Raw genomic sequence first — 17,707 nt, 5'->3', positions numbered from 1 at the left:
AGGACACCACCAATGCACAACTTATTCCACGTACTTCAGAGACAGGACACTAGATCCAGGTTCTGAGCCACCGTGTATACCCTCGCAGCCGTGACGGCGCGTACGCAATGGCCCGGCTGTAGTATTGCCGTGCCTCGACTCGCCGCCCCTGCTGCTCGGCCAACCGGCCGCGCAAGAGAAAATAGTTCGCCCATTCCCGGTCCAGCGCGGCTCGCTGCTCGGTCGTCAAGGCAGGCCGTTCTTCGAGCGCGGTCAAAAATCGCTCGCGGCTCGACAGCACTTTTGCCTTGTGCGTCACTTCATCGAACGCCATATCGCGGTATCCATGGCCGCGTTGGAGCTTTCGAACCAGCACGCGATCGACCCAGCCGAAGCGGGTGACCGCGAACAGCCGAATCGTCAGATCCGAGTCTTCCGAGCCATACAGCTCCGGCCGCAGCCCGCCGACCTTCCCCAGGACTGCACGACGGATCAGCAGCGTGGACGGGAGTGCCACGTGCCCGCCCGCGAACGCCTGCACGAGCGGCTCGGGGCTGCGGCCGGCATGGACCCGTTCCAGCACGCGGCCGGCGTCATCCACGACCTCGTAGTTGGTATGGACAAGACCGATGCCGGGATCACGCATCACGGCCAACTGGGCCTCGAGCTTCTCCGGCAACCACACATCGTCGCAATCCAGCAGCGCGACGAATTCGCCCTTCGCCGCCTCCAGCCCTGTGTTCCGTGATCGCGCGGGACCGCCGTGATGCTGTTGAAACCAGACGATTCCCTGCGTGCGTTCCAAATCGGCAAGGACCTGCTGGGTCCCATCCGTCGAGCCGTCATCCACGACGAGGATTTCGACATCCTTCACCGTCTGCGCGCGGACGCTCTCCACGGCCTTGGCCACGAAGGGCGCACCGTTGAAGACCGGAATGACGACTGAGACAAGAGGCATGGGACTTATGGGTTCTCGAGTGCCGACAGGTAGCGGGCCACTTCAGTTACATGCTTCGCCAAGTCGCGAGCGACGCCGGAGCTTGTGCTCGGCCTTGGACAGGTAGGCGCGAATGAGTTTCCTTTGTGTCTTATCCAACCGTACCGCCCTCGGCGAGAATCCGTTCCATGAATGGCGTTTGCAACGCCCGCAGGTGATCGAACTCGTCTTGTTCGAAAATTTTGAGAGAGACCAGGCGACCGTGCGCCAATAAAACGTTCATGACCGCCTCATACAGCGCATCTACCAAGCGGTTGTCTTTTTTGGAGACAACCAGCAACAGATCATAATCGGAATCGACCCTGTGCGTGCCCCGTGCTCGCGACCCGAACAAGATCACCTTGCGAACTTGTGGCGGACGGACATGATGCCCATCAAGAAGTCCTGTATGACCGGATCCTGATTCACGGTTCTCTCAAGGGCAATCGGTGTACCTTGACAACGAACCATAACGGCCGGCTTCAATAACACGGCACTTGATCGACGCGCCAGTGAATCGGCCAACATAACGCATGAACCTCAGGCGTTTCAGCATAAAAAAGGAAGCAACGCTCGCCACGGTCGTAGCGTGAATCGAGGCTGTGCTGCCAATCGACACCGCACCGCGCGTCGTTGAAGATCGGAATGACGACACTGACCAATGGATTAGCCGACATGAACCGGTTCCCGTTCACCAAGCAGCCGGCAGGCCGCTCGAAAGACTTCATCGACGGTAATTTGTCGCATGCAATTCTCCTCGCCGCGGAGACAGGTCGGATGGAAACAAGCCCGGCAGTCGAGATATTTGTACAGGACGATCGCATGATCTGTGCGCGGCCCCCATTCCGCGGGGTCCGACGGCCCAAACAAGGCGACGACCGGAACACCCAGCGCCGCCGCCATGTGCATGGCACCGTTGTCGTTGCATATGAGGAGCGCGCACCGTTTGAGCACGGCCGCGAATGTCAGCAGATCGATGCGGCCTGCCACGTCGATCACGGTCGCCCCGAGTCGGCGAACCAGCTCATCGGCCATCACGCGCTCTTGCACGCCGCCTCCGATGATGACCCGGCAGCCATAGGTCTGGATCAAGCGGTCAGCCACCTCCGCAAAGCGGTCGGCCGGCCAAGCTTTGAACCAATAGCGGGCCCCCGGATGCAGCATGACGAGCGGCGGCTGCCTGCCCGGCTTCCCAAGAACCGCTGCCGCCCGAAGCACTTCCTCCGCGCGCCGCTCATCATCCTCGGCGGTCCGAAGAATTGGTGGCACGGGTTTCGGAGCCAGCCCCAAGGGGCGAAGGGTTTCGAGATCCCGTTCGATGCGATGCCTCTGCTTTGGCGTGTCGACCACCGTCGTGTAGAGCCGCCCGCGCCATCGCCGTTCCTCGTTGATCCCGATTCGAATCGGCGCGCCCGTCCACCAGGCAAGAAACGCCGCGCGATCCCCGTCCGTGAGGTCGATGACGAGATCGAACCGCCGCCGACGCAGCTCATGCACGAAACGCATCGAGGCGGACCATCCCGCACGCGGCACGGTCAGCACCTCCGTCAGATCAGGATTCCATCGGACTACGTCCTCGGTGCCGGGATTGACGAGCATCGTCATCCGGGCCTCGGGCCATCGCTCCCGGAGCGCGTGCAGGACCGGCGTCGCGAGCAGTACGTCACCGATATAGCGTAGTTTGATGACGAGAATAGTGCGGGGCGTCATTGGTCAGTACGGTCCGGGGATCACACGTCTCGCTACCTCGAGCACGCGCTTCGCTCCTTCGTAAGCCTGCTGCCCTTCCTTGATTGAGTGTTCCTCGGTCGGGATAAAATCGATATCGCTATAAAAAGCCAACTCCCGATCCTTGCGGAGCGACTTTGAAATTTCTGCCAATTCACGCAATCGATCCGTGACCAATCGTTCTCCGTAGTGACGGTGAATGGCCTTCAGCATCTCGGCCAACACGGTGTCGAACGTTTCCTTGAGCATGGCTCGATGCGCGGTTTCCCTACAATTCGGCAATCTTGATACAAGTCGAATGACGATTCACGATGAACACCGCATCGTGCACACTTCCCGATAGACAGCCAATGTCTGCTCGGCCGCCGCGTGCCAGGTGAACTGCTTGGCTCGCGCAAATCCTTTCGCCCGCATCGCGTCGCGGACCTCGGCCTTGGTCAGCACCTCGAGCAGCGCGCGCCCGAGCCCGTCATGATCCTGCGGGTCCACAAACATGGCCGCATCCCCCGCAACTTCCGGCAGCGATGTCGTGTTCGAGGTAATCACGGGCGCCCCGCAGGCCATCGCTTCCACGACCGGCATGCCGAATCCCTCATAGAGAGACGGAAAGACGAAGACCTCGGCCTGCGCATAGAGCGCGATGAGTTCCTCGACGTTCAATGGCCCCGTGCAGATGACCCGGTCGCCGACGCCGTATGCCGAGGCCGTCTCGCGAATGTTGCCAAGCCGGTGTTCGCCACTCCCTGCCATGACGAGCAGATACGGCCTGAGGCTCTCGGCCCGTTCCGCATACGCGCGAATCAAGACGCGATGATTCTTCCGCGGATCGGCACCGCCCGCAAACAGGATAAATCGCTCGGCCGGCCACGACGTTCTCGCTTTCAGACGAGCAATGATCTCCGGCCGGCGACCGGGGTGAAACTCTTCCGAGACACCGTTGTAGATCACGGCGATCCGCTCGGGCGGCACGCCACACAGATCGGTGATGTCCTGTGCCGAGTAACGGGAGACGGTAATGACCTTCTTCGCGCGCAACGCCGTTCGTTTCGTTTTCCGGAACGACCGGCGCTGCCCGAACAGTTTCGGCGAATAGTGCGGAAACCGGTCCAGCCACAGATCGTGAATCGTCACGACACCGCCGCACCGTCCCTGGGTGCGCAGCTTGAAGTTGGGTCCATGGTAGAGGTCCAAGCGATCGAGCCGCCCGCGCAGCGGCATCAGCCACCGTGGCGATTCGACCCAGCGAAGCCGCGAGGACCGAGCCCATGGCTCTCTCATTACCTCGGCGTTCGCCTGACCTCGCTCGACGTAGGCCACGTACTCGGTGTCATCGTCCTTCACCTCAATGAGGTGGCGCAACAGGTGATACGTGTGCCAGCCGATGCCGCCTCGATGGCGCATAATGGGATTTGCGTCAATGCCGATGCGCATGGCTCAAAGCAGGCCCTTTACCCCTTTCCACCTTTCCCCCTTTCCCAAACCATCTCCCACGCCTTCGCATATTTCACGAACGTGTGCATACCGGCAAACAGCGCGACGATCAGGCCATGAATGCCGTCACGATAGCCCCGGCGAAAAACATAGGTCCGCAGAATGGTCGCGATATGGCTCCCCGCGATGTCGAGGACACCGATTCGGCTCCGCCGCTTCAGCTTCTCCTGAGCGCCGAGCGTCGTGTAGTGCATCATTTTGCGCACGTGGTGGCCGACGGTCGGCATGCTGATATGATCGAGCGCCGCCGACAATTGAGCGATCCCGCCGTTCACGCGCAAATGCTCATGCAGCAGCACATTGTCGTAGCGCCCGGCGGACCGCCGGAACAACCGCAGTTGGCGATCGGGATAGAAGCCGCTATGCCGAATCCACTTACCATAAAAAAAGTTTCGTCTGGGAATCTCATAGCCCGCGATATCCACCGGTCCCGTCCGAATGACCGTCCGGATCTCATCGCGCAAGGGCTCGGACACGCGTTCATCAGCGTCCAGAATCAGGATCCAGTCGGCGGTCGCCTGGTCGATCCCGAAATTCTTTTGCAGGCCGTACCCTGGCCACGGTCGGACGAAGACTTTGGAGGTATATCGGCGCGCCAGCTCCACGGTGCGATCGATGCTGCAGGTATCGACGACGATGATCTCGTGCGCCCAACGGACGCTGTCCAAACACGCCTCGATATTGCGCTCCTCGTTTTTCGTAATCACCACGACGGCGAGAGTCATAGCCAACCGTCAACCTTAGCCTATCCGCGAAAGCCTTTCCGCATGATCTCACGGTAGAACGCGGGTTCCAGCCATCGATTTCGGTGACGCTGCAGTCTGGGGTACTGAGCCACGCGGTCGCGCATCACCGACGGATGGCGGCCGGTAAAATTTTTCATGATGCGGTATTCGTCGAACTCATACGCCTCTTTCGCTAACAGCGCCGCCTGTTCGGGGCCAGGCTGATCGCCATGATGGCGCGCGACCTGGTACCGAAATTTTTCCAAAAGCACCTTGGGCGATTTCACCCAGCCGTAATGGTAGATCGTGGCGCCCGACGGCCGCACGCGATCTTTGTGGACGCTCTGCAGATAGCCTTGATCGGCCTTCAGCCAAAAGCCGACCGCGTCGCCGCACGACTCCACCTCGCCGTTGTTCCGAATCACGCGCACCGCACGATGATAGAACCACGGGTTCAGCGACCAGTAGTCGCCGTAGAAGTGGCGATACCGGAAGGTGAACCCGAGGACGGCATGATTGGCAAGTTCAGCCTGCAAGGCGCGGCGGATCGTTTCGTAATCGCGCTCGTGCAAGACTTCGTCGGCCTGCAGATAGAGCGCCCAGTCCCCCCGACACTGCGCCAGCGCCTTGTTGGTCTCGTGGGAGAACAACAGGCCATCCTTCTTCATGCCGTCGTCCCAGAACGAATCGACGATGCGAATTTTCTCCGAGCCAATGGATTCGATCAGCGCGCGGGTGCCGTCGTCCGACTGTCCGACGTTCACCACGAACTCATCCACCAGCGGCAACGCCGACCGGATCGCTTCCACGATCGGGTAGTCGAACTTGACCGCGTTGCGACAAATGCTGAAGCCGCTGATCTTCATCGGTTACGTCACGATGAGGTTAAGGTCGCCTTAACCGTTCCTCGTCATCTCCCACAGCTTGGCATATTTAATAAAGGTGTAGTAGGCGTAGAGGCCGGACAGGATCAGACCCGGCATGCCGTCCAGAAAGCCGGCCCGCCCAATATACATCTTGAAGAACGTAAAACATGGATGCGACACGAGCTGGTGCGCATGAAATGACCGGCCATCCCGGGCCATCCGCTGGGCCATCAACTCTGAATAGCGGTCCATCTTCATCAAATACTGATCGATGTCGCGAAACGGATACTGGAGGACGTGTTCGTGCAGATAACCCGTCCGGCCCTCGAGATCGAAGCTCTCATGAACCATCTCTTGTCGATACCGCAGGCGGCCTTTGCGGAACAACTGCGGCTGGCGATAGTCGGGGTAAAAGCCGCAGTGGCGAATCCAGCGCCCGAGAAAATAATTTTTCCGCGGGACGAAATAGGCGTCGGCGGCGTCCGATCGTCCGATCACCCGTCGCACCTCGTCGCGCAACTCCGGTGTCGCACGCTCGTCCGTGTCCAAACTGAAAATCCACTCGTGCGTCGCATGCGCGACCGCCGTATTCCGCAAGTCCCCGAAGCCATGAAACTCGTGCTGATACACGTGCTGGGTAAACTCGCGCGCGATCTTTTCCGTGGCATCCGTACTGAACGAATCCACAACGATGATCTCATCGGCCCAGGTGAGCGACTCCAAACACGGCCGCATGTTCGGCTCGTCGTTATAGGCGATGACGTACGCCGACACCTTAGACATGCACGACCTGCAACGAGTGCCGCTCCGCCGCGACGGCACGGACGTGCGAGGCCACATGCGCCGGCGTGATCCGATCCAAGCAGTCCCAATACGGGCACGCCTGATAGATGCATTTCTCGCAGGTCGGCACGTCGGGGCGCAGGACGACACCGAGCCCGAGGGGCCGCCATCTCGTGGGCAGATTGTTCCGGCGCGGATCGAAGAGGCTCACGGTCGGCACGCCGAGCGCCGCCGCGAGGTGGGCGGGTCCGGTCGCGCCTGAGACGACCACATCGCACGCCGCGATGACGCCCATGAGTTCCCGCAGAGACAACTGCCCCATCAGATCCAACATGCCGGCTTCGGCCGTCGCACCCTTCAGCACCTCCCAGAATCGCCCGCGCTCCGCGGGGCTGCCTGTGAAGACGACGCTCACGCCCTCCTTCGCGAGCGCACGGGCCAACGACCAATAGTTCTCCGCCGCCCACGTCCTGGCCGCAAAGCCTCCGGGATGGAGGATCACGCGCGGCGGGGGAAGGACCGCTAGTCGGGTCTCGGCCGTTTTGCGCTCGGCCGGCGTGACGAACAGTGCCGGCGGAACGACGGTGTCAACAGGTAGGCCAAGGCCGGCGAGCAAGCCGACATTGTACTCCGTCTCATGACGCGAGAAATCACTCCGGTGCTGATAGACGCGCCGATTGGCGAGCATGCCGTACCAACGATACCCGGTCGCTACACGGATCGGCACGCGAGCCAACCAGGCCGCGAGCATGAGGCGCCGGAACGGCTTGAGAAACACGGCCGCATCGAAGCCGCGCCGAAAGATCTTCACCAACTCAGTCAGGCGTTCGTCTCCGGTGAGGCCGATTACGCCGTCCACATCGGGATGGTGCTCGAACAAGGGAGCGGCGTAGGCGGTGGAGAGAAAGGTCACCCGTGCCGTGGGCAGCGCGCGACGAACCGCGGAGGCGACCGGCAAACACAGCACTTCATCGCCAAGGCCGTCCGGGCGAACCAACAGAATATGCCGGAGTTGCGGTGTCACGTGAACTGGGCCAGCCGCTGGGGCAACCGTTGCCGGACGGCAGCCACGACCGTCTCGGACGTGATGGACGTCAGACAGACGAGCGGGTCTGCCTGTTGGCAGTGCCGGCTCAGACAGGGCCGACACGGAACGTCCGACGTCAGGACGGTGTGGTCGCCGCCATACGGCCCCGTCCGCGCGGCACTCGTCGGACCGAACAAGGCCACCACCGGTGTGCCGACGGCCGCCGCGACGTGCATGGGGCCGGAGTCATTGGTGATGAGCAATGCAGACGAGGCGAGGAGCGCCGGTAAGTGCGTGAGACTGACGAAGCCGGTGAGGTCGAGCGGGATCGACCGCATCGCCTGCTTCACAGTCTCTGTTGCCGCACGATCGCTCTCACTTCCGATCAGCACCACGCGGCCAAGACCGCTGTTCTGAATCGCATCGGCCACCTGCGCAAAGGACCCGAGCGGCCAGCGCTTGGTCACCCAGCGGGCCCCCGGATTCACGGCGATCCACACCGTACCGGGCGTTAGCCCCTGGCGCCGGAGCAGCGCGTTGATGTGCTCTCGATCCGCCGCCGTCGGGCACAAGCGAAACTCGACCTTATCGGGCACTGGGGCACCGGCCCGTGCCGACAGCAGGAGGTATCGATCGACGGCATGCATCTCGGGAGTCGGCACCGGCACGCGATCCGTATAGAACAAGGGGCTCCCTTCACGGCCATTCGCGAATCCGATGCGGCGGGGACAGCCGGTGAGCCAGGCAAGCGCCGCGCTGCGGAACAGACCCTGCAGGTCCAGTACGACATCGAACCGCTCGGCTCTGAGGCTTGGCACCACCGACAGCCAGCCTCCCACTCCTCGCGCCACCGTCCAAATCCGATGCAGACCCTCGGCCCGTTCGAGAATGCCCGCCCATTCGCGCTTGACCAGCCAATGCATCTCGGCGCTCGGAAAACGGCGCCGCAATGCCTGCAACGTCGGCAAGCCGTGGACGACATCGCCCAGGGAACTCGGCTTGATGATGAGAATGCGCTGCATCGCGGTGAATCTCACTCGTCCTTCGTGAATCGCAAAAACCGGTTCACGCGGAGCGACGCCTGTCTTCCCAGTCCCGCAAGATCCACTCTACTGCGCCAGGGAGGCCCTGGGCTACATGATGCGGGGGGAGCCCGTTGCGCTGCAACTCGTGCAATGCCTGCCTGCTGGCCGGGCTTGTCGTGATCAGGACCGCACGCGCTCCCACTCGGTGGGCGAGTTCGACATCACACCGCTGATCCCCGACCATGTACGCGGCGCCGAGGTCGATCCCCAATTGCTGTGCCGCCTGCTTTATCATGCCGGGTTGCGGTTTGCGGCAGCCGCAGGCGTCGTCCGGATGATGAGGACAATGAAAGATGCCGTCTAACCGAGCCCCATGCGCTTGGAGCAGCTCAGCGAGCCGCGCGTGAATCAGGCCAAGGGTGGATGGGGTCAACATACCGCGTGCGATGGCCGACTGGTTCGTGATCAGCACGACACGGGCCCCCGCTTCGTTGAGCCGCGCAATCGCCTCGGGAACGCCGGGCAGGAGCCGCAATTCGTCCGGTGTTTTGATGTACCCGGTGTCCTCGTTCACGGTCCCGTCGCGATCGAGAAAGATCGTCACGCCCTTTAACAGAAAGTGCTGAGTGCTGAGTGCTGAGGCGCCCGGCGTCACGGATAAGTGACGCCATGTTTGGGCGCGCCGGCGAGATGGTGAGCCGGCCGTGTCTTCTTGACTCGCAGGTCCTGCATCGTCGGGGGAAGACGGAGAAGACTCGGATACATTCCGCATTGAGCGTTCCCCCTTCAGCATTCGGAGCTTGTCGGCAGCCGCATGAAACACATCGTCGACCGTCAGCCGGGTCATGCAACGGTGATCGATCGGGCACTCGCGCAATAGGCAGGGCGAACACTCGACCGGCCGCCGCACAATGGCGTGATGATCGCCGAATGGGGCCGTCGTGCGGGTATCCGTCGGGCCGAAGACGCCGATCACGGGGACACCGAAGGCCGCCGCAATGTGCATCGGACCGGTATCGTTCGTCACGAACAAATGGCAGCGCTTGATGACCGCCATCAATTCACGGATCGTGGTGCGACCGGACATAATGACCGGCGTCGAGCGCATCCAGCCGGCGATCCGTTCTCCTAACGACTCTTCACCGGGTGCACCGACGATCACGATACGGGCGCCGAACGTCTGGCCCAACCGGTCCGCTGTCTCCGCAAACCTATCCGGGAGCCACCGTTTGGCGCCGCCATAGGTCGAGCCCGGATTGATGCCGATAATGAGGTCGGTGTCCTGAACACCCGCCTCGCGCAGCCGCTTGCCGGCCCCCTCATCTTCCTCCGCCGTCACGAACAGCCGCGGCGCCGAGGTGGGCCGATCAATGCCGAGCGGGCGCAAGAGATCGAGGTAGTAGCGAGTCTGGTGCTCCCGAAGCGTGGCGGGGTCGATGCGGACGGCATCGGTCAAGAGCCACTCCCGCGCGTCCGTTGCATAGCCATACCGGCGGGGAATACCGGCCAGCATGGTGATCACCGCGGCCTCGAACGCATTCTGGAGCAACAGGGCAAGGTCGAAGTGACGCGCCCGTAGTTCCCGGGCCAAACGCCACTTGCCCATCCACCCGGCGTGACGCCCGCGATGCTCGTAGACGATGATCTCATCGATCCACGGGTGCGCGCGAAAGAGATCAGCGATCGCGGGACGCGCCAACAGGGTGAGCCTCGCCGTGGGATACGCCCCCCGCAAGGCCGAGATAGCCGGCTCCGTCATCACCGCGTCGCCGATCCAATTCGTGGCCCGGATGAGAATCCGGGAACAGTGCTGAGCCTTGAGTGCTGAGTGCTGAGCAGAGGCCAGGAATTGTGCCTGTGGTGTCCGATTCATCTTGTTTACACTCAACACTTAGGACTCGGGACTCGGCACCTCATTCGCACTTCCCAAGATCAGTCGCTCCAACCGCTCCCGGCCGGACAGGATATCGAGATCCAGCCGAACCGCGATGATCCTTGGTGCTCCGTCCGCGAAACGCCGGATCTTCACCGCATCTTTCTCGGTCGTCACGATCAGGTCCGCGCGCACCTGTTGAGCACGGTGACGGATCGACGCAAGATCGGCCTCGGTATAGTGATGATGATCGCGAAAGACCACTTCATCGAGCACCTTCAACCCGGCCTGGTCGATCAGATGCCGAAAGCTCGCGGGATTGCCGATCCCGCTGAAGATCACGACTCGCGTGCCGGCTGCCCGCCGCAACTCGCTGACCGCCCCGGTGACGACATCAACCGTCGCCTCGACGCGGAAGGCAATCTCGATGGGCTCGACCGGGCGGCCGATCCCCTCACGGAGCAAGGTCTTGATCGGCTCGATCTCCGGGCTTTTCTCGACACGCGTGAGCAGCACCGCGCTCGCCCGCCGCAGGGACGACAACGGTTCACGAAGCCGGCCCAGCGGCAGCAGACCTTGAAGCCCGTCGCCATCGCTTGCATCGACCAACACCAAGTCGAGATCACGGTGCAGGCGGCGGTGTTGAAATCCGTCGTCGAGCACGAAGCAATCGATCGAGTGGCGATCGAGCACACAGAAACCCAACGCCGCGCGGTCGGCGCCGACCGCCACGATCGCGCCGGGACACCGGGATGCGATCAAGAACGGCTCATCGCCCGCTTCTATCGCATCAGCCAAGGTCCTTCGGCCATCCGAGACGAGCAGCCGGGCAGCAGCACCTTGACGACGGTACCCTCGGCTCAGGACGCCGACACGGAACCCCGCCGACATGAGCCGATTCACCGTCCAGATGACGACGGGCGTCTTGCCGGTGCCACCAACCGTGATATTGCCGATACTGATCACGCGACACGGCAGGCACGACTGAGGCAACCATCCGGCATCATACAGCCGATTTCGCGCGGCCGTCACGACGGCGTATGGCAGAGAGGCAAGTGCCGCGAGTCGGCGGCTGAAGAGCGAGGGGCCGAGCACGGGCGCCCGGCTCACGTCAGCCCTGCATGACCGTCATAGTCGGACGACCGATCGAACGATTCGTGCACTGCCCCGCGATGACCTTTTCGAGGGCGTCAAGCGTGCGATCGAGCGCTCCGCGATTCTGCGCTACGACACGTCGTGCCGCTTCGCCCATTCGGTGAAGCACGTCCCGATCTCTCAGAACCGCGGCGACCGCTATCGCACCCGATTCGGCATCGACGACCTGCCTTCCGCCTCCCGCTTCCTGCAGCAGGGTCGCGATCTCCGCGCAATGATCGGTATGCGGCCCGAAGAAGACCGGCTTTCCCCATGCCGCCGGCTCCAACAGATTGTGCCCGCCGACCGGCACCAGCGTCCCGCCGACGAACGTCACGACCGCGTATCGATACACGCCTGCGAGTTCCCCGCGGGTATCAAGAATCATGACCCGCGGCCCCGGGCCGACTTTCGCCGACTCCGCGATCCTGCTCCGACGCACCACCCGAAACCCTTGCCCGGCGACGGCTGCCTCGAGCTTGTCCGCCCGCTCGATGTGCCGCGGTGCGAGCAGCAAGACCAGCGAGGGGAACTCGGTGAGCAGGATCGAATAGATTCGGAGCCACGCCTCTTCTTCTCCCGGATGGGTACTGCCGGCGACCAGCAGATCCTCACCGTCGTGGAGCAGGACCTCTTTGGTCAGAGTCACGGGTAAAGCGGCCGCCATCGGTTGGTCGAACTTGATGTTGCCGGTGCATTGTGTGCGATCGGGCGGCGCGCCCAGCGCCACGATTCTCGCCACATCCCGCGCCGACTGCATCAGGAGTGCCGAGACGCCGCCGAGGATCTGTCGCATGAAGGGACGCGCCAGCCGGTAGCCGCGGAACGAGCGCGACGACAGCCGCCCGTTGACAAGGACGACCGGAACGCCGCATCGGGCGAGGGTGCGAAGCAGGTTCGGCCACAGCTCCGTTTCGACGAAGATGAACAGCCGAGGGTCGAGCGCGCAGATGAAGGCGCGCACGGCCCACGGAAAGTCGAGGGGCGCATAGCGGTGTTCGGCGATTCCTGCCAGTCGTTGCTCCACCGCTTCGCGTCCGGTCTCGGTCACGGTCGTGACCACGATGCGGCTGTCAGGATGGCGGTCGTGGAGTTGACGGACCAGCGGCACGGCGGCCACGACTTCGCCGAGCGAGACCGCATGAACCCAGATCACCGGTCGGTCCGTCGCTTCTCGCGCGATGCGCCCGAGCCGCTGCGGTAATCCGCGCCGGCACCGCTTCTTCGCGAGCAGCATCGCGAGGATCACCGGCGAGGCAAGGAGCAGCCCGATGTTGTAGGCGAGATACCACATGGTTTACGAGACGTAGTTTGTCCGCTTATATAAGAGCCTAACGGACCCAACGGACTTAACGGAACTAACTGCCCTAACGTAGCACCCGCTCGTCCGCTTCCGCGGTGATGTGATTCAGGGCCGACTCCAGCTCCCGACGTTTCGCCTCGATCTCGTCCGCGGTCGCCGTGGCGGCAACCCGGATGGGCGTGCCCCATATGAAGAGGCCACGGCTGAAGGGATATGGCACCACGAACCGATCCCAGCTCGCAAAGACTTTTTTTTTGAGCAGGCGAACGTGAGCGGAGCGACCGGCAGGCCGGTTGCCTTCGCCAACTGAATCACGCCCGGCTGCACGACCTGTCTGGGACCTTTCGGGCCATCGGGCGTGACCGCGAGGTCGACACCGGAACGCCCGAGCGCAATGAGCTGGCGCAACGCGGCGACGCCACCCCTGGTCGAGGAGCCACGCACCGCACGGAACCCGAACCGACCGACGATTCGGGCGATCAGCTCGCCGTCGCGATGCTGACTGATCAGCACATACACTTCGCGCCCGCGATACCCCAGTGGCATCATCAACTGCCGGCCGTGCCAAAAGGCGACGATCACATGGCTTCCTTCCCGATACAGCGCGTCGATCGGCTCGGCGCCTTCCGTCTTGATTCGCATCGTGGCGCGCAGCAGGCGAATGATCGTCGCACCGAACAGCGGCGCTGCGGCAAGGATCAAGTGATTCACGAGCGCAGACTTCATCGTATTATTGATCGACGTCCTGGAATTGCATCGAATGGAGCCGCTTGTACGCCCCGTTTCTCGCAAGGAGCTCCTGATGTGTGCCGGTTTCGACGATCGAGCCGCGCTCCATCACGACAATTCTGTCCGCGCTTTGAATCGTCGAGAGCCGGTGAGCGATGACAAGCGTCGTGCGGTTCTTCATGAGGTTCGACAACGCCATCTGGACGATGCGCTCCGATTCCGAATCCAGCGCAGACGTCGCTTCATCCAAAATCAGGATCGGCGGATCGCGGAGAATGGCCCGGGCAATGGCGAGCCGCTGGCGCTCTCCGCCCGACAACTTGACGCCGTTCTCTCCGATCACCGTGTCATAGCCGTCGGGCAACCGCATGATGAAGTCGTGCGCATAGGCGGCCTTGGCCGCATTGATGATCTCGTCATCGGTCGCCGCGGGGCGGCCGTACGCGATGTTGTACTTCACCGTCTCGTCGAACAAGACCGTGTTCTGGGACACAATGCCGATCTGCTGACGCACGGACTGTAGGGTGTACTGCCGAACATCGTGCCCGTCGATCAGCAAGGCGCCCTCGCTCGGTTCGTAGAAACGCGGAATGAGACTCGCCACGGTGGTCTTTCCGCTTCCGCTGCTGCCGACGAGCGCCACCACCTCGCCGACATGGATCGCAAGATCGATCTTGTGTAAAGCCGGCACGTCGTGACCATCGTAGTGGAACGTGACGCCGCGAAACTCCAACGAGCGGGTCATCCGTCTCAACTCCTTGCGCCCTTGGTCCAGGGCCCGTTCGCTTTCCAAGTCCAGCACGGTAAAGATGCGCTCGGCGGCCGAGAGGGCTTGCTGAATCGAGTTGTTGGCGCCCGACAACCGGCGGATCGGCGTGTACGCCATGAACATGGCCGTCAGAAAGGAGAAGAACGCCCCGGGCGTCATCGTGCCCTCGATCACCAAGAAGCCGCCGTACCAAATGATGGCGGCGACCCCGACGACCCCGATCACCTCCATGTGGGAGCTGCCCAGCGAGGACACCTGAATCGCCTTCATGGTCATCTGCAGAAAGGCCTCGTTGCTGCGCCGAAACCGCTTCCCTTCGGCCTCCTCGCGACCAAACGCTTTGACGATCCGGATGCCGGCCAAGGTTTCTTGGAGCGTGGACGCCATGTCGCCCATTCGCTCTTGCCCGCGGGTCGCAAGCTTGCGGAGCCGCTTGCCCATCCGTACCATCGTCAGCATCGAAATCGGCACGACTACGAGCGAGACGGCGGCCAGTTTCCAGTTCTGATAAAAGATCACGGCCAACATGGCGACAAAGGTCAAGCCTTGTTGAAAGAGATCCTTGACGACGCCCGCCACGGCGTTGGTCATCAGATTGACGTCATTGATCACCCGGGAGACCAACCGGCCGGAGGTGTTGGCGTCGTGGAAAGGGATGGGCAAACGCATCAGTTGCAGAAACAACTGCTCGCGGATGTCGCTCACGACTTGATTGCCGACGTAGTTCATCAAATAGTTCTGCCCGTAATTGAACAGCGCCTTCAGAGCCGCGACGGCCAGGATGACGATCGGCAACACCATCAACAGGAATTCATCCTTGTTGATGAAGATGCCGTCGAGCACGGGCCGGACCAACCAGGCATACGCCCCCGTCAAGGCGGCGACCAAGGCGGAGCAGATGATCGCCATGACCAGCCGGAACTGGTAATGCCGGAAGCACCGGATCAACCGGAGAAAGAGCGTCATGCGCGTGCCTCGGCAAGGACGACCGACGCGGCCCGAAGAGACGCGCCGGATTGGCCGAGTGAGGCCCGAACGCCGAGGAGCGCCTCACGCATTTGCCGATAGGCCGCTCGGTCCCGCAAGAGATGCGCGACTTCTTCGGTCAGTCGTTCGGCCGTCACATCCTGCTGGATGATTTCCGGTACGATGGCACGGCCGGCCACCAGATTCGCCAAACTGATCCATTTGACGCGGATGAGCCAGCGCGCGATCCAATACGTGAGCCACGGCACGCGGTAGACCACGATCATCGGTGTGCCGATGATCGCCGCTTGCAGCGTCGCGGTCCCGGAGGCGACCAAGAGCACGTCGGCGGCCGCCATCACTTCACTCGCCTGATTCTTCACCACGCGCACGTTCACGCCGCTCTTCGCCAGCACCCGCTCGATCAAGCCCTCGTCGATCGAGCCGGCCTGTGCGACGATGAACTGCATGGAGGGGTATTGCTGCAGCAAGCGGGCGGCCGCGTGCAACATGACGGGTAACAGGGCCGTGACCTCACCGGTTCGACTTCCGGGCAACAAGCCGAGGACCGGATGGCCGACATCAAGGCCAAAGTGCTTGCGCAGCTCCGACCGGTCATATGACGGCGCCACCGCATCCAACAACGGATGACCGACGAAGGTGACCGGCACGCCGGCTCGCCGGTAGAGCTCTTCCTCGAACGGCAGGATGACGACGGCATGGTTCACACGGCGCTGCATCCATCGCATACGGCCGGGCCGCCACGCCCAGACCTGCGGCGTGATGTAATAGACCACCCGATGCCCGGCCTTTTTCGCGATCCGGGCGAAATGAAAGTTCAGCCCGGGATTGTCGATCAACACGACCACGTCGAACCGTTCCGTCTCGAGCAGGCGTCGGACTTTCAGCACGCGCTCGATCACCGCTCGCGCCCCACGTGGGCCGACGAGACCAATGATGTCGATCGCGGGGATGCCGTCCACCAGTTCGACGCCTGCGGCGCGCATCCTCGCGCCCCCCACGCCGACCATATGTGCATTAGGATCGAGGGACTTGATCGCGAGCGCAAGATTCGCCGCGTGCAAGTCCCCGGACGCCTCACCGGTCACGATCAGAATCCGCGGCATGCCGACAGAATGTTCACGGTTCGAGGTTCGAAGTTCAGAAGGAGAAAGGCGTTCGAGGTTCGAAGTTCGAGGTTCGAGGTTGGAAGAGGGACGAGGATGTTTGGAATGTTTCCGCGTCATAGGTGGTGCACTGGGTTTCCAATCCTAATTCGGAACTTCGAACCTCGAACGTCGAACATCTTTATTCCGTCGTGTGTCGTTTCACGAACTCTCCGATCGCGTCGAGGACCTCGTGCGCGAGCCGCAAGGCCGCGGCGCCGTCCTCGCCGGTGACGACCGGGGAACGCCCGGACCCCACCGCCTGGAGAAAGGCTTCCAGCTCCAGCTTGAGCGGTTCCTCGTCGGTCGTCGTCACCGGCTCCATTTGAATCTCGGGCCGCTGATTGGGACCGACGCGCCGGCGCAAGATTGCGGCTTGCCGCGCCTGATAGTCCACCGTGACGTAGCTGTCGCGCTGGAACAGTCGGAGCTTCCGCATCCGGGTGGTGGAGACGCGACTCGCGGTAAAGTTCGCGACGCAGCCGCTGGAGAAGGCGATCCGGGCATTGGCGATGTCGACGGCCGGGGAAAGCACCGGGATGCCGGCGGCCCGCACTTCTTCCACCGAGCCCGGATTGAACGACAACACCATATCGAGATCGTGGATCATCAGATCGAGGACGACATCGACGTCGGTCCCGCGGTCACCGAACGGGGCCAACCGATGGCATTCGATGAAGCCCGGTTTCCCGATGTGCGGTCGAACGGCGCGCATCGCGGGATTGAACCGCTCGATGTGCCCGACCTGCAAGGTGAGGGACCGTCGGCGTGCCACGTCGATCAGATCGGCGGCTTCCTTCTCGGTCACGGTGATCGGTTTTTCCACCAGCACGTGCACGCCGGCCTCCAGGCACGCTTTCGCCACCACATGATGTGCGGAAGTCGGCACGGCGACGCTTACCGCGTCAACGGACTTCAGCAGGCGCGACACATCCGAGTACAGCTGGGTCTTGTAGCGTTCGGCCACCGCCTGCCCGCGTTTGGCATCGGTCTCGACGACGCCGACCAACTCGGCATTCGGCAATTGCGCGTAGAGCCGCGCGTGGTGCTGTCCCAGATGTCCGACGCCGATGACGCCGACTCGAATTTTTTTCATGCCGTGATTCGGGACTCGCTAGTGTCCTGTCTCTGAAGTACGTGGAATAAGTTGTGCATTGGTGGTGTCCT

Annotated in this window: 16 protein-coding genes and 1 pseudogene; all 17 read right to left on the bottom strand. The window is 62.4% G+C overall.

The window, feature by feature from the left end:
- Nucleotides 1-49 precede the first annotated feature (49 nt).
- Nucleotides 50-937, bottom strand: coding sequence for a glycosyltransferase (locus tag AC1U7K_RS12035; protein ID WP_480251580.1), 888 nt, complete (start codon nucleotides 935-937; stop codon nucleotides 50-52).
- Between the two features lie 130 nt (nucleotides 938-1,067).
- Nucleotides 1,068-1,319, bottom strand: a pseudogene (locus AC1U7K_RS12030) (nucleotidyltransferase domain-containing protein); the annotation flags it as partial.
- Nucleotides 1,320-1,621: 302 nt separating this feature from the next.
- Nucleotides 1,622-2,665: a putative lipopolysaccharide heptosyltransferase III gene (rfaQ, locus tag AC1U7K_RS12025; RefSeq protein ID WP_480251579.1), complete on the bottom strand. Its 1,044-nt coding sequence runs from the start codon at nucleotides 2,663-2,665 to the stop codon at nucleotides 1,622-1,624.
- A gap of 3 nt (nucleotides 2,666-2,668) precedes the next feature.
- Nucleotides 2,669-2,932, bottom strand: a complete 264-nt coding sequence (locus AC1U7K_RS12020; protein WP_480251578.1) for a hypothetical protein — start codon at nucleotides 2,930-2,932, stop codon at nucleotides 2,669-2,671.
- Between the two features lie 57 nt (nucleotides 2,933-2,989).
- Nucleotides 2,990-4,114 carry a glycosyltransferase family 4 protein gene (locus tag AC1U7K_RS12015; protein WP_480251576.1) on the bottom strand — a complete coding sequence of 375 codons (1,125 nt, stop codon included), beginning with the start codon at nucleotides 4,112-4,114 and terminating at the stop codon, nucleotides 2,990-2,992.
- A 17-nt stretch (nucleotides 4,115-4,131) separates the two neighbouring features.
- Nucleotides 4,132-4,899 (bottom strand): glycosyltransferase family 2 protein, encoded by a 768-nt coding sequence (locus AC1U7K_RS12010; RefSeq protein WP_480251575.1) that lies wholly within the window; start codon nucleotides 4,897-4,899, stop codon nucleotides 4,132-4,134.
- A gap of 20 nt (nucleotides 4,900-4,919) precedes the next feature.
- Nucleotides 4,920-5,765 carry a glycosyltransferase gene (locus AC1U7K_RS12005; protein WP_480251574.1) on the bottom strand — a complete coding sequence of 282 codons (846 nt, stop codon included), beginning with the start codon at nucleotides 5,763-5,765 and terminating at the stop codon, nucleotides 4,920-4,922.
- A 30-nt stretch (nucleotides 5,766-5,795) separates the two neighbouring features.
- Entirely contained in the window at nucleotides 5,796-6,548 is a 753-nt protein-coding gene (locus AC1U7K_RS12000; protein WP_480251573.1) for a glycosyltransferase family 2 protein, read from the bottom strand.
- Nucleotides 6,541-7,572 (bottom strand): glycosyltransferase family 9 protein, encoded by a 1,032-nt coding sequence (locus tag AC1U7K_RS11995; protein ID WP_480251572.1) that lies wholly within the window; start codon nucleotides 7,570-7,572, stop codon nucleotides 6,541-6,543. The genes AC1U7K_RS12000 and AC1U7K_RS11995 overlap by 8 nt, the downstream gene beginning before the upstream one ends.
- Nucleotides 7,569-8,612 (bottom strand): lipopolysaccharide heptosyltransferase II, encoded by a 1,044-nt coding sequence (waaF, locus tag AC1U7K_RS11990; protein ID WP_480251571.1) that lies wholly within the window; start codon nucleotides 8,610-8,612, stop codon nucleotides 7,569-7,571. The genes AC1U7K_RS11995 and waaF (AC1U7K_RS11990) overlap by 4 nt, the downstream gene beginning before the upstream one ends.
- 28 nt (nucleotides 8,613-8,640) lie before the next feature.
- The gene (gene waaF, locus AC1U7K_RS11985; protein WP_480251570.1) at nucleotides 8,641-10,473 is read right to left on the bottom strand and encodes a lipopolysaccharide heptosyltransferase II; all 1,833 of its coding nucleotides are present in this window, start codon (nucleotides 10,471-10,473) and stop codon (nucleotides 8,641-8,643) included.
- Between the two features lie 18 nt (nucleotides 10,474-10,491).
- The gene (gene lpxK, locus AC1U7K_RS11980; protein ID WP_480251569.1) at nucleotides 10,492-11,583 is read right to left on the bottom strand and encodes a tetraacyldisaccharide 4'-kinase; all 1,092 of its coding nucleotides are present in this window, start codon (nucleotides 11,581-11,583) and stop codon (nucleotides 10,492-10,494) included.
- Between the two features lies 1 nt (nucleotide 11,584).
- Complete coding sequence (locus tag AC1U7K_RS11975) at nucleotides 11,585-12,901, bottom strand: 3-deoxy-D-manno-octulosonic acid transferase (RefSeq protein WP_480251568.1); 1,317 nt, start codon at nucleotides 12,899-12,901, stop codon at nucleotides 11,585-11,587.
- A 114-nt stretch (nucleotides 12,902-13,015) separates the two neighbouring features.
- A complete protein-coding gene (locus tag AC1U7K_RS11970; protein WP_480251567.1) occupies nucleotides 13,016-13,636 on the bottom strand; it encodes a lysophospholipid acyltransferase family protein in 621 nt (206 codons plus the stop codon).
- 4 nt (nucleotides 13,637-13,640) lie between these two features.
- Nucleotides 13,641-15,374, bottom strand: a complete 1,734-nt coding sequence (gene msbA / locus AC1U7K_RS11965) for a lipid A export permease/ATP-binding protein MsbA (protein WP_480251566.1) — start codon at nucleotides 15,372-15,374, stop codon at nucleotides 13,641-13,643.
- Nucleotides 15,371-16,501, bottom strand: a complete 1,131-nt coding sequence (gene lpxB / locus AC1U7K_RS11960; protein WP_480251565.1) for a lipid-A-disaccharide synthase — start codon at nucleotides 16,499-16,501, stop codon at nucleotides 15,371-15,373. Before lpxB ends, msbA begins: the two co-directional genes overlap by 4 nt.
- Nucleotides 16,502-16,682: 181 nt before the next feature.
- The gene (locus tag AC1U7K_RS11955; RefSeq protein ID WP_480251564.1) at nucleotides 16,683-17,636 is read right to left on the bottom strand and encodes a Gfo/Idh/MocA family protein; all 954 of its coding nucleotides are present in this window, start codon (nucleotides 17,634-17,636) and stop codon (nucleotides 16,683-16,685) included.
- Nucleotides 17,637-17,707: the final 71 nt, after the last annotated feature.

The organism is Nitrospira sp. Vd2 (assembly GCF_979581665.1).
The sequence above is the reverse complement of the archived record's forward strand: the minus strand, read 5'-3'. Positions and strand labels throughout refer to the sequence as shown.

Coding starts and splice junctions, on each gene's coding strand:
- msbA (WP_480251566.1), bottom strand. CDS start 15,374: ATGACGCTCTTTCTCCGGTTGATCCGGTGCTTCCGGCATTACCAGTTC.
- AC1U7K_RS11955 (WP_480251564.1), bottom strand. CDS start 17,636: ATGAAAAAAATTCGAGTCGGCGTCATCGGCGTCGGACATCTGGGACAG.
- rfaQ (WP_480251579.1), bottom strand. CDS start 2,665: ATGACGCCCCGCACTATTCTCGTCATCAAACTACGCTATATCGGTGAC.
- waaF (WP_480251570.1), bottom strand. CDS start 10,473: ATGAATCGGACACCACAGGCACAATTCCTGGCCTCTGCTCAGCACTCA.
- AC1U7K_RS12000 (WP_480251573.1), bottom strand. CDS start 6,548: ATGTCTAAGGTGTCGGCGTACGTCATCGCCTATAACGACGAGCCGAAC.
- AC1U7K_RS12035 (WP_480251580.1), bottom strand. CDS start 937: ATGCCTCTTGTCTCAGTCGTCATTCCGGTCTTCAACGGTGCGCCCTTC.
- AC1U7K_RS11975 (WP_480251568.1), bottom strand. CDS start 12,901: ATGTGGTATCTCGCCTACAACATCGGGCTGCTCCTTGCCTCGCCGGTG.
- AC1U7K_RS11970 (WP_480251567.1), bottom strand. CDS start 13,636: ATGAAGTCTGCGCTCGTGAATCACTTGATCCTTGCCGCAGCGCCGCTG.
- AC1U7K_RS12015 (WP_480251576.1), bottom strand. CDS start 4,114: ATGCGCATCGGCATTGACGCAAATCCCATTATGCGCCATCGAGGCGGC.
- AC1U7K_RS12020 (WP_480251578.1), bottom strand. CDS start 2,932: ATGCTCAAGGAAACGTTCGACACCGTGTTGGCCGAGATGCTGAAGGCC.
- AC1U7K_RS12010 (WP_480251575.1), bottom strand. CDS start 4,899: ATGACTCTCGCCGTCGTGGTGATTACGAAAAACGAGGAGCGCAATATC.
- lpxB (WP_480251565.1), bottom strand. CDS start 16,501: ATGCCGCGGATTCTGATCGTGACCGGTGAGGCGTCCGGGGACTTGCAC.
- AC1U7K_RS12005 (WP_480251574.1), bottom strand. CDS start 5,765: ATGAAGATCAGCGGCTTCAGCATTTGTCGCAACGCGGTCAAGTTCGAC.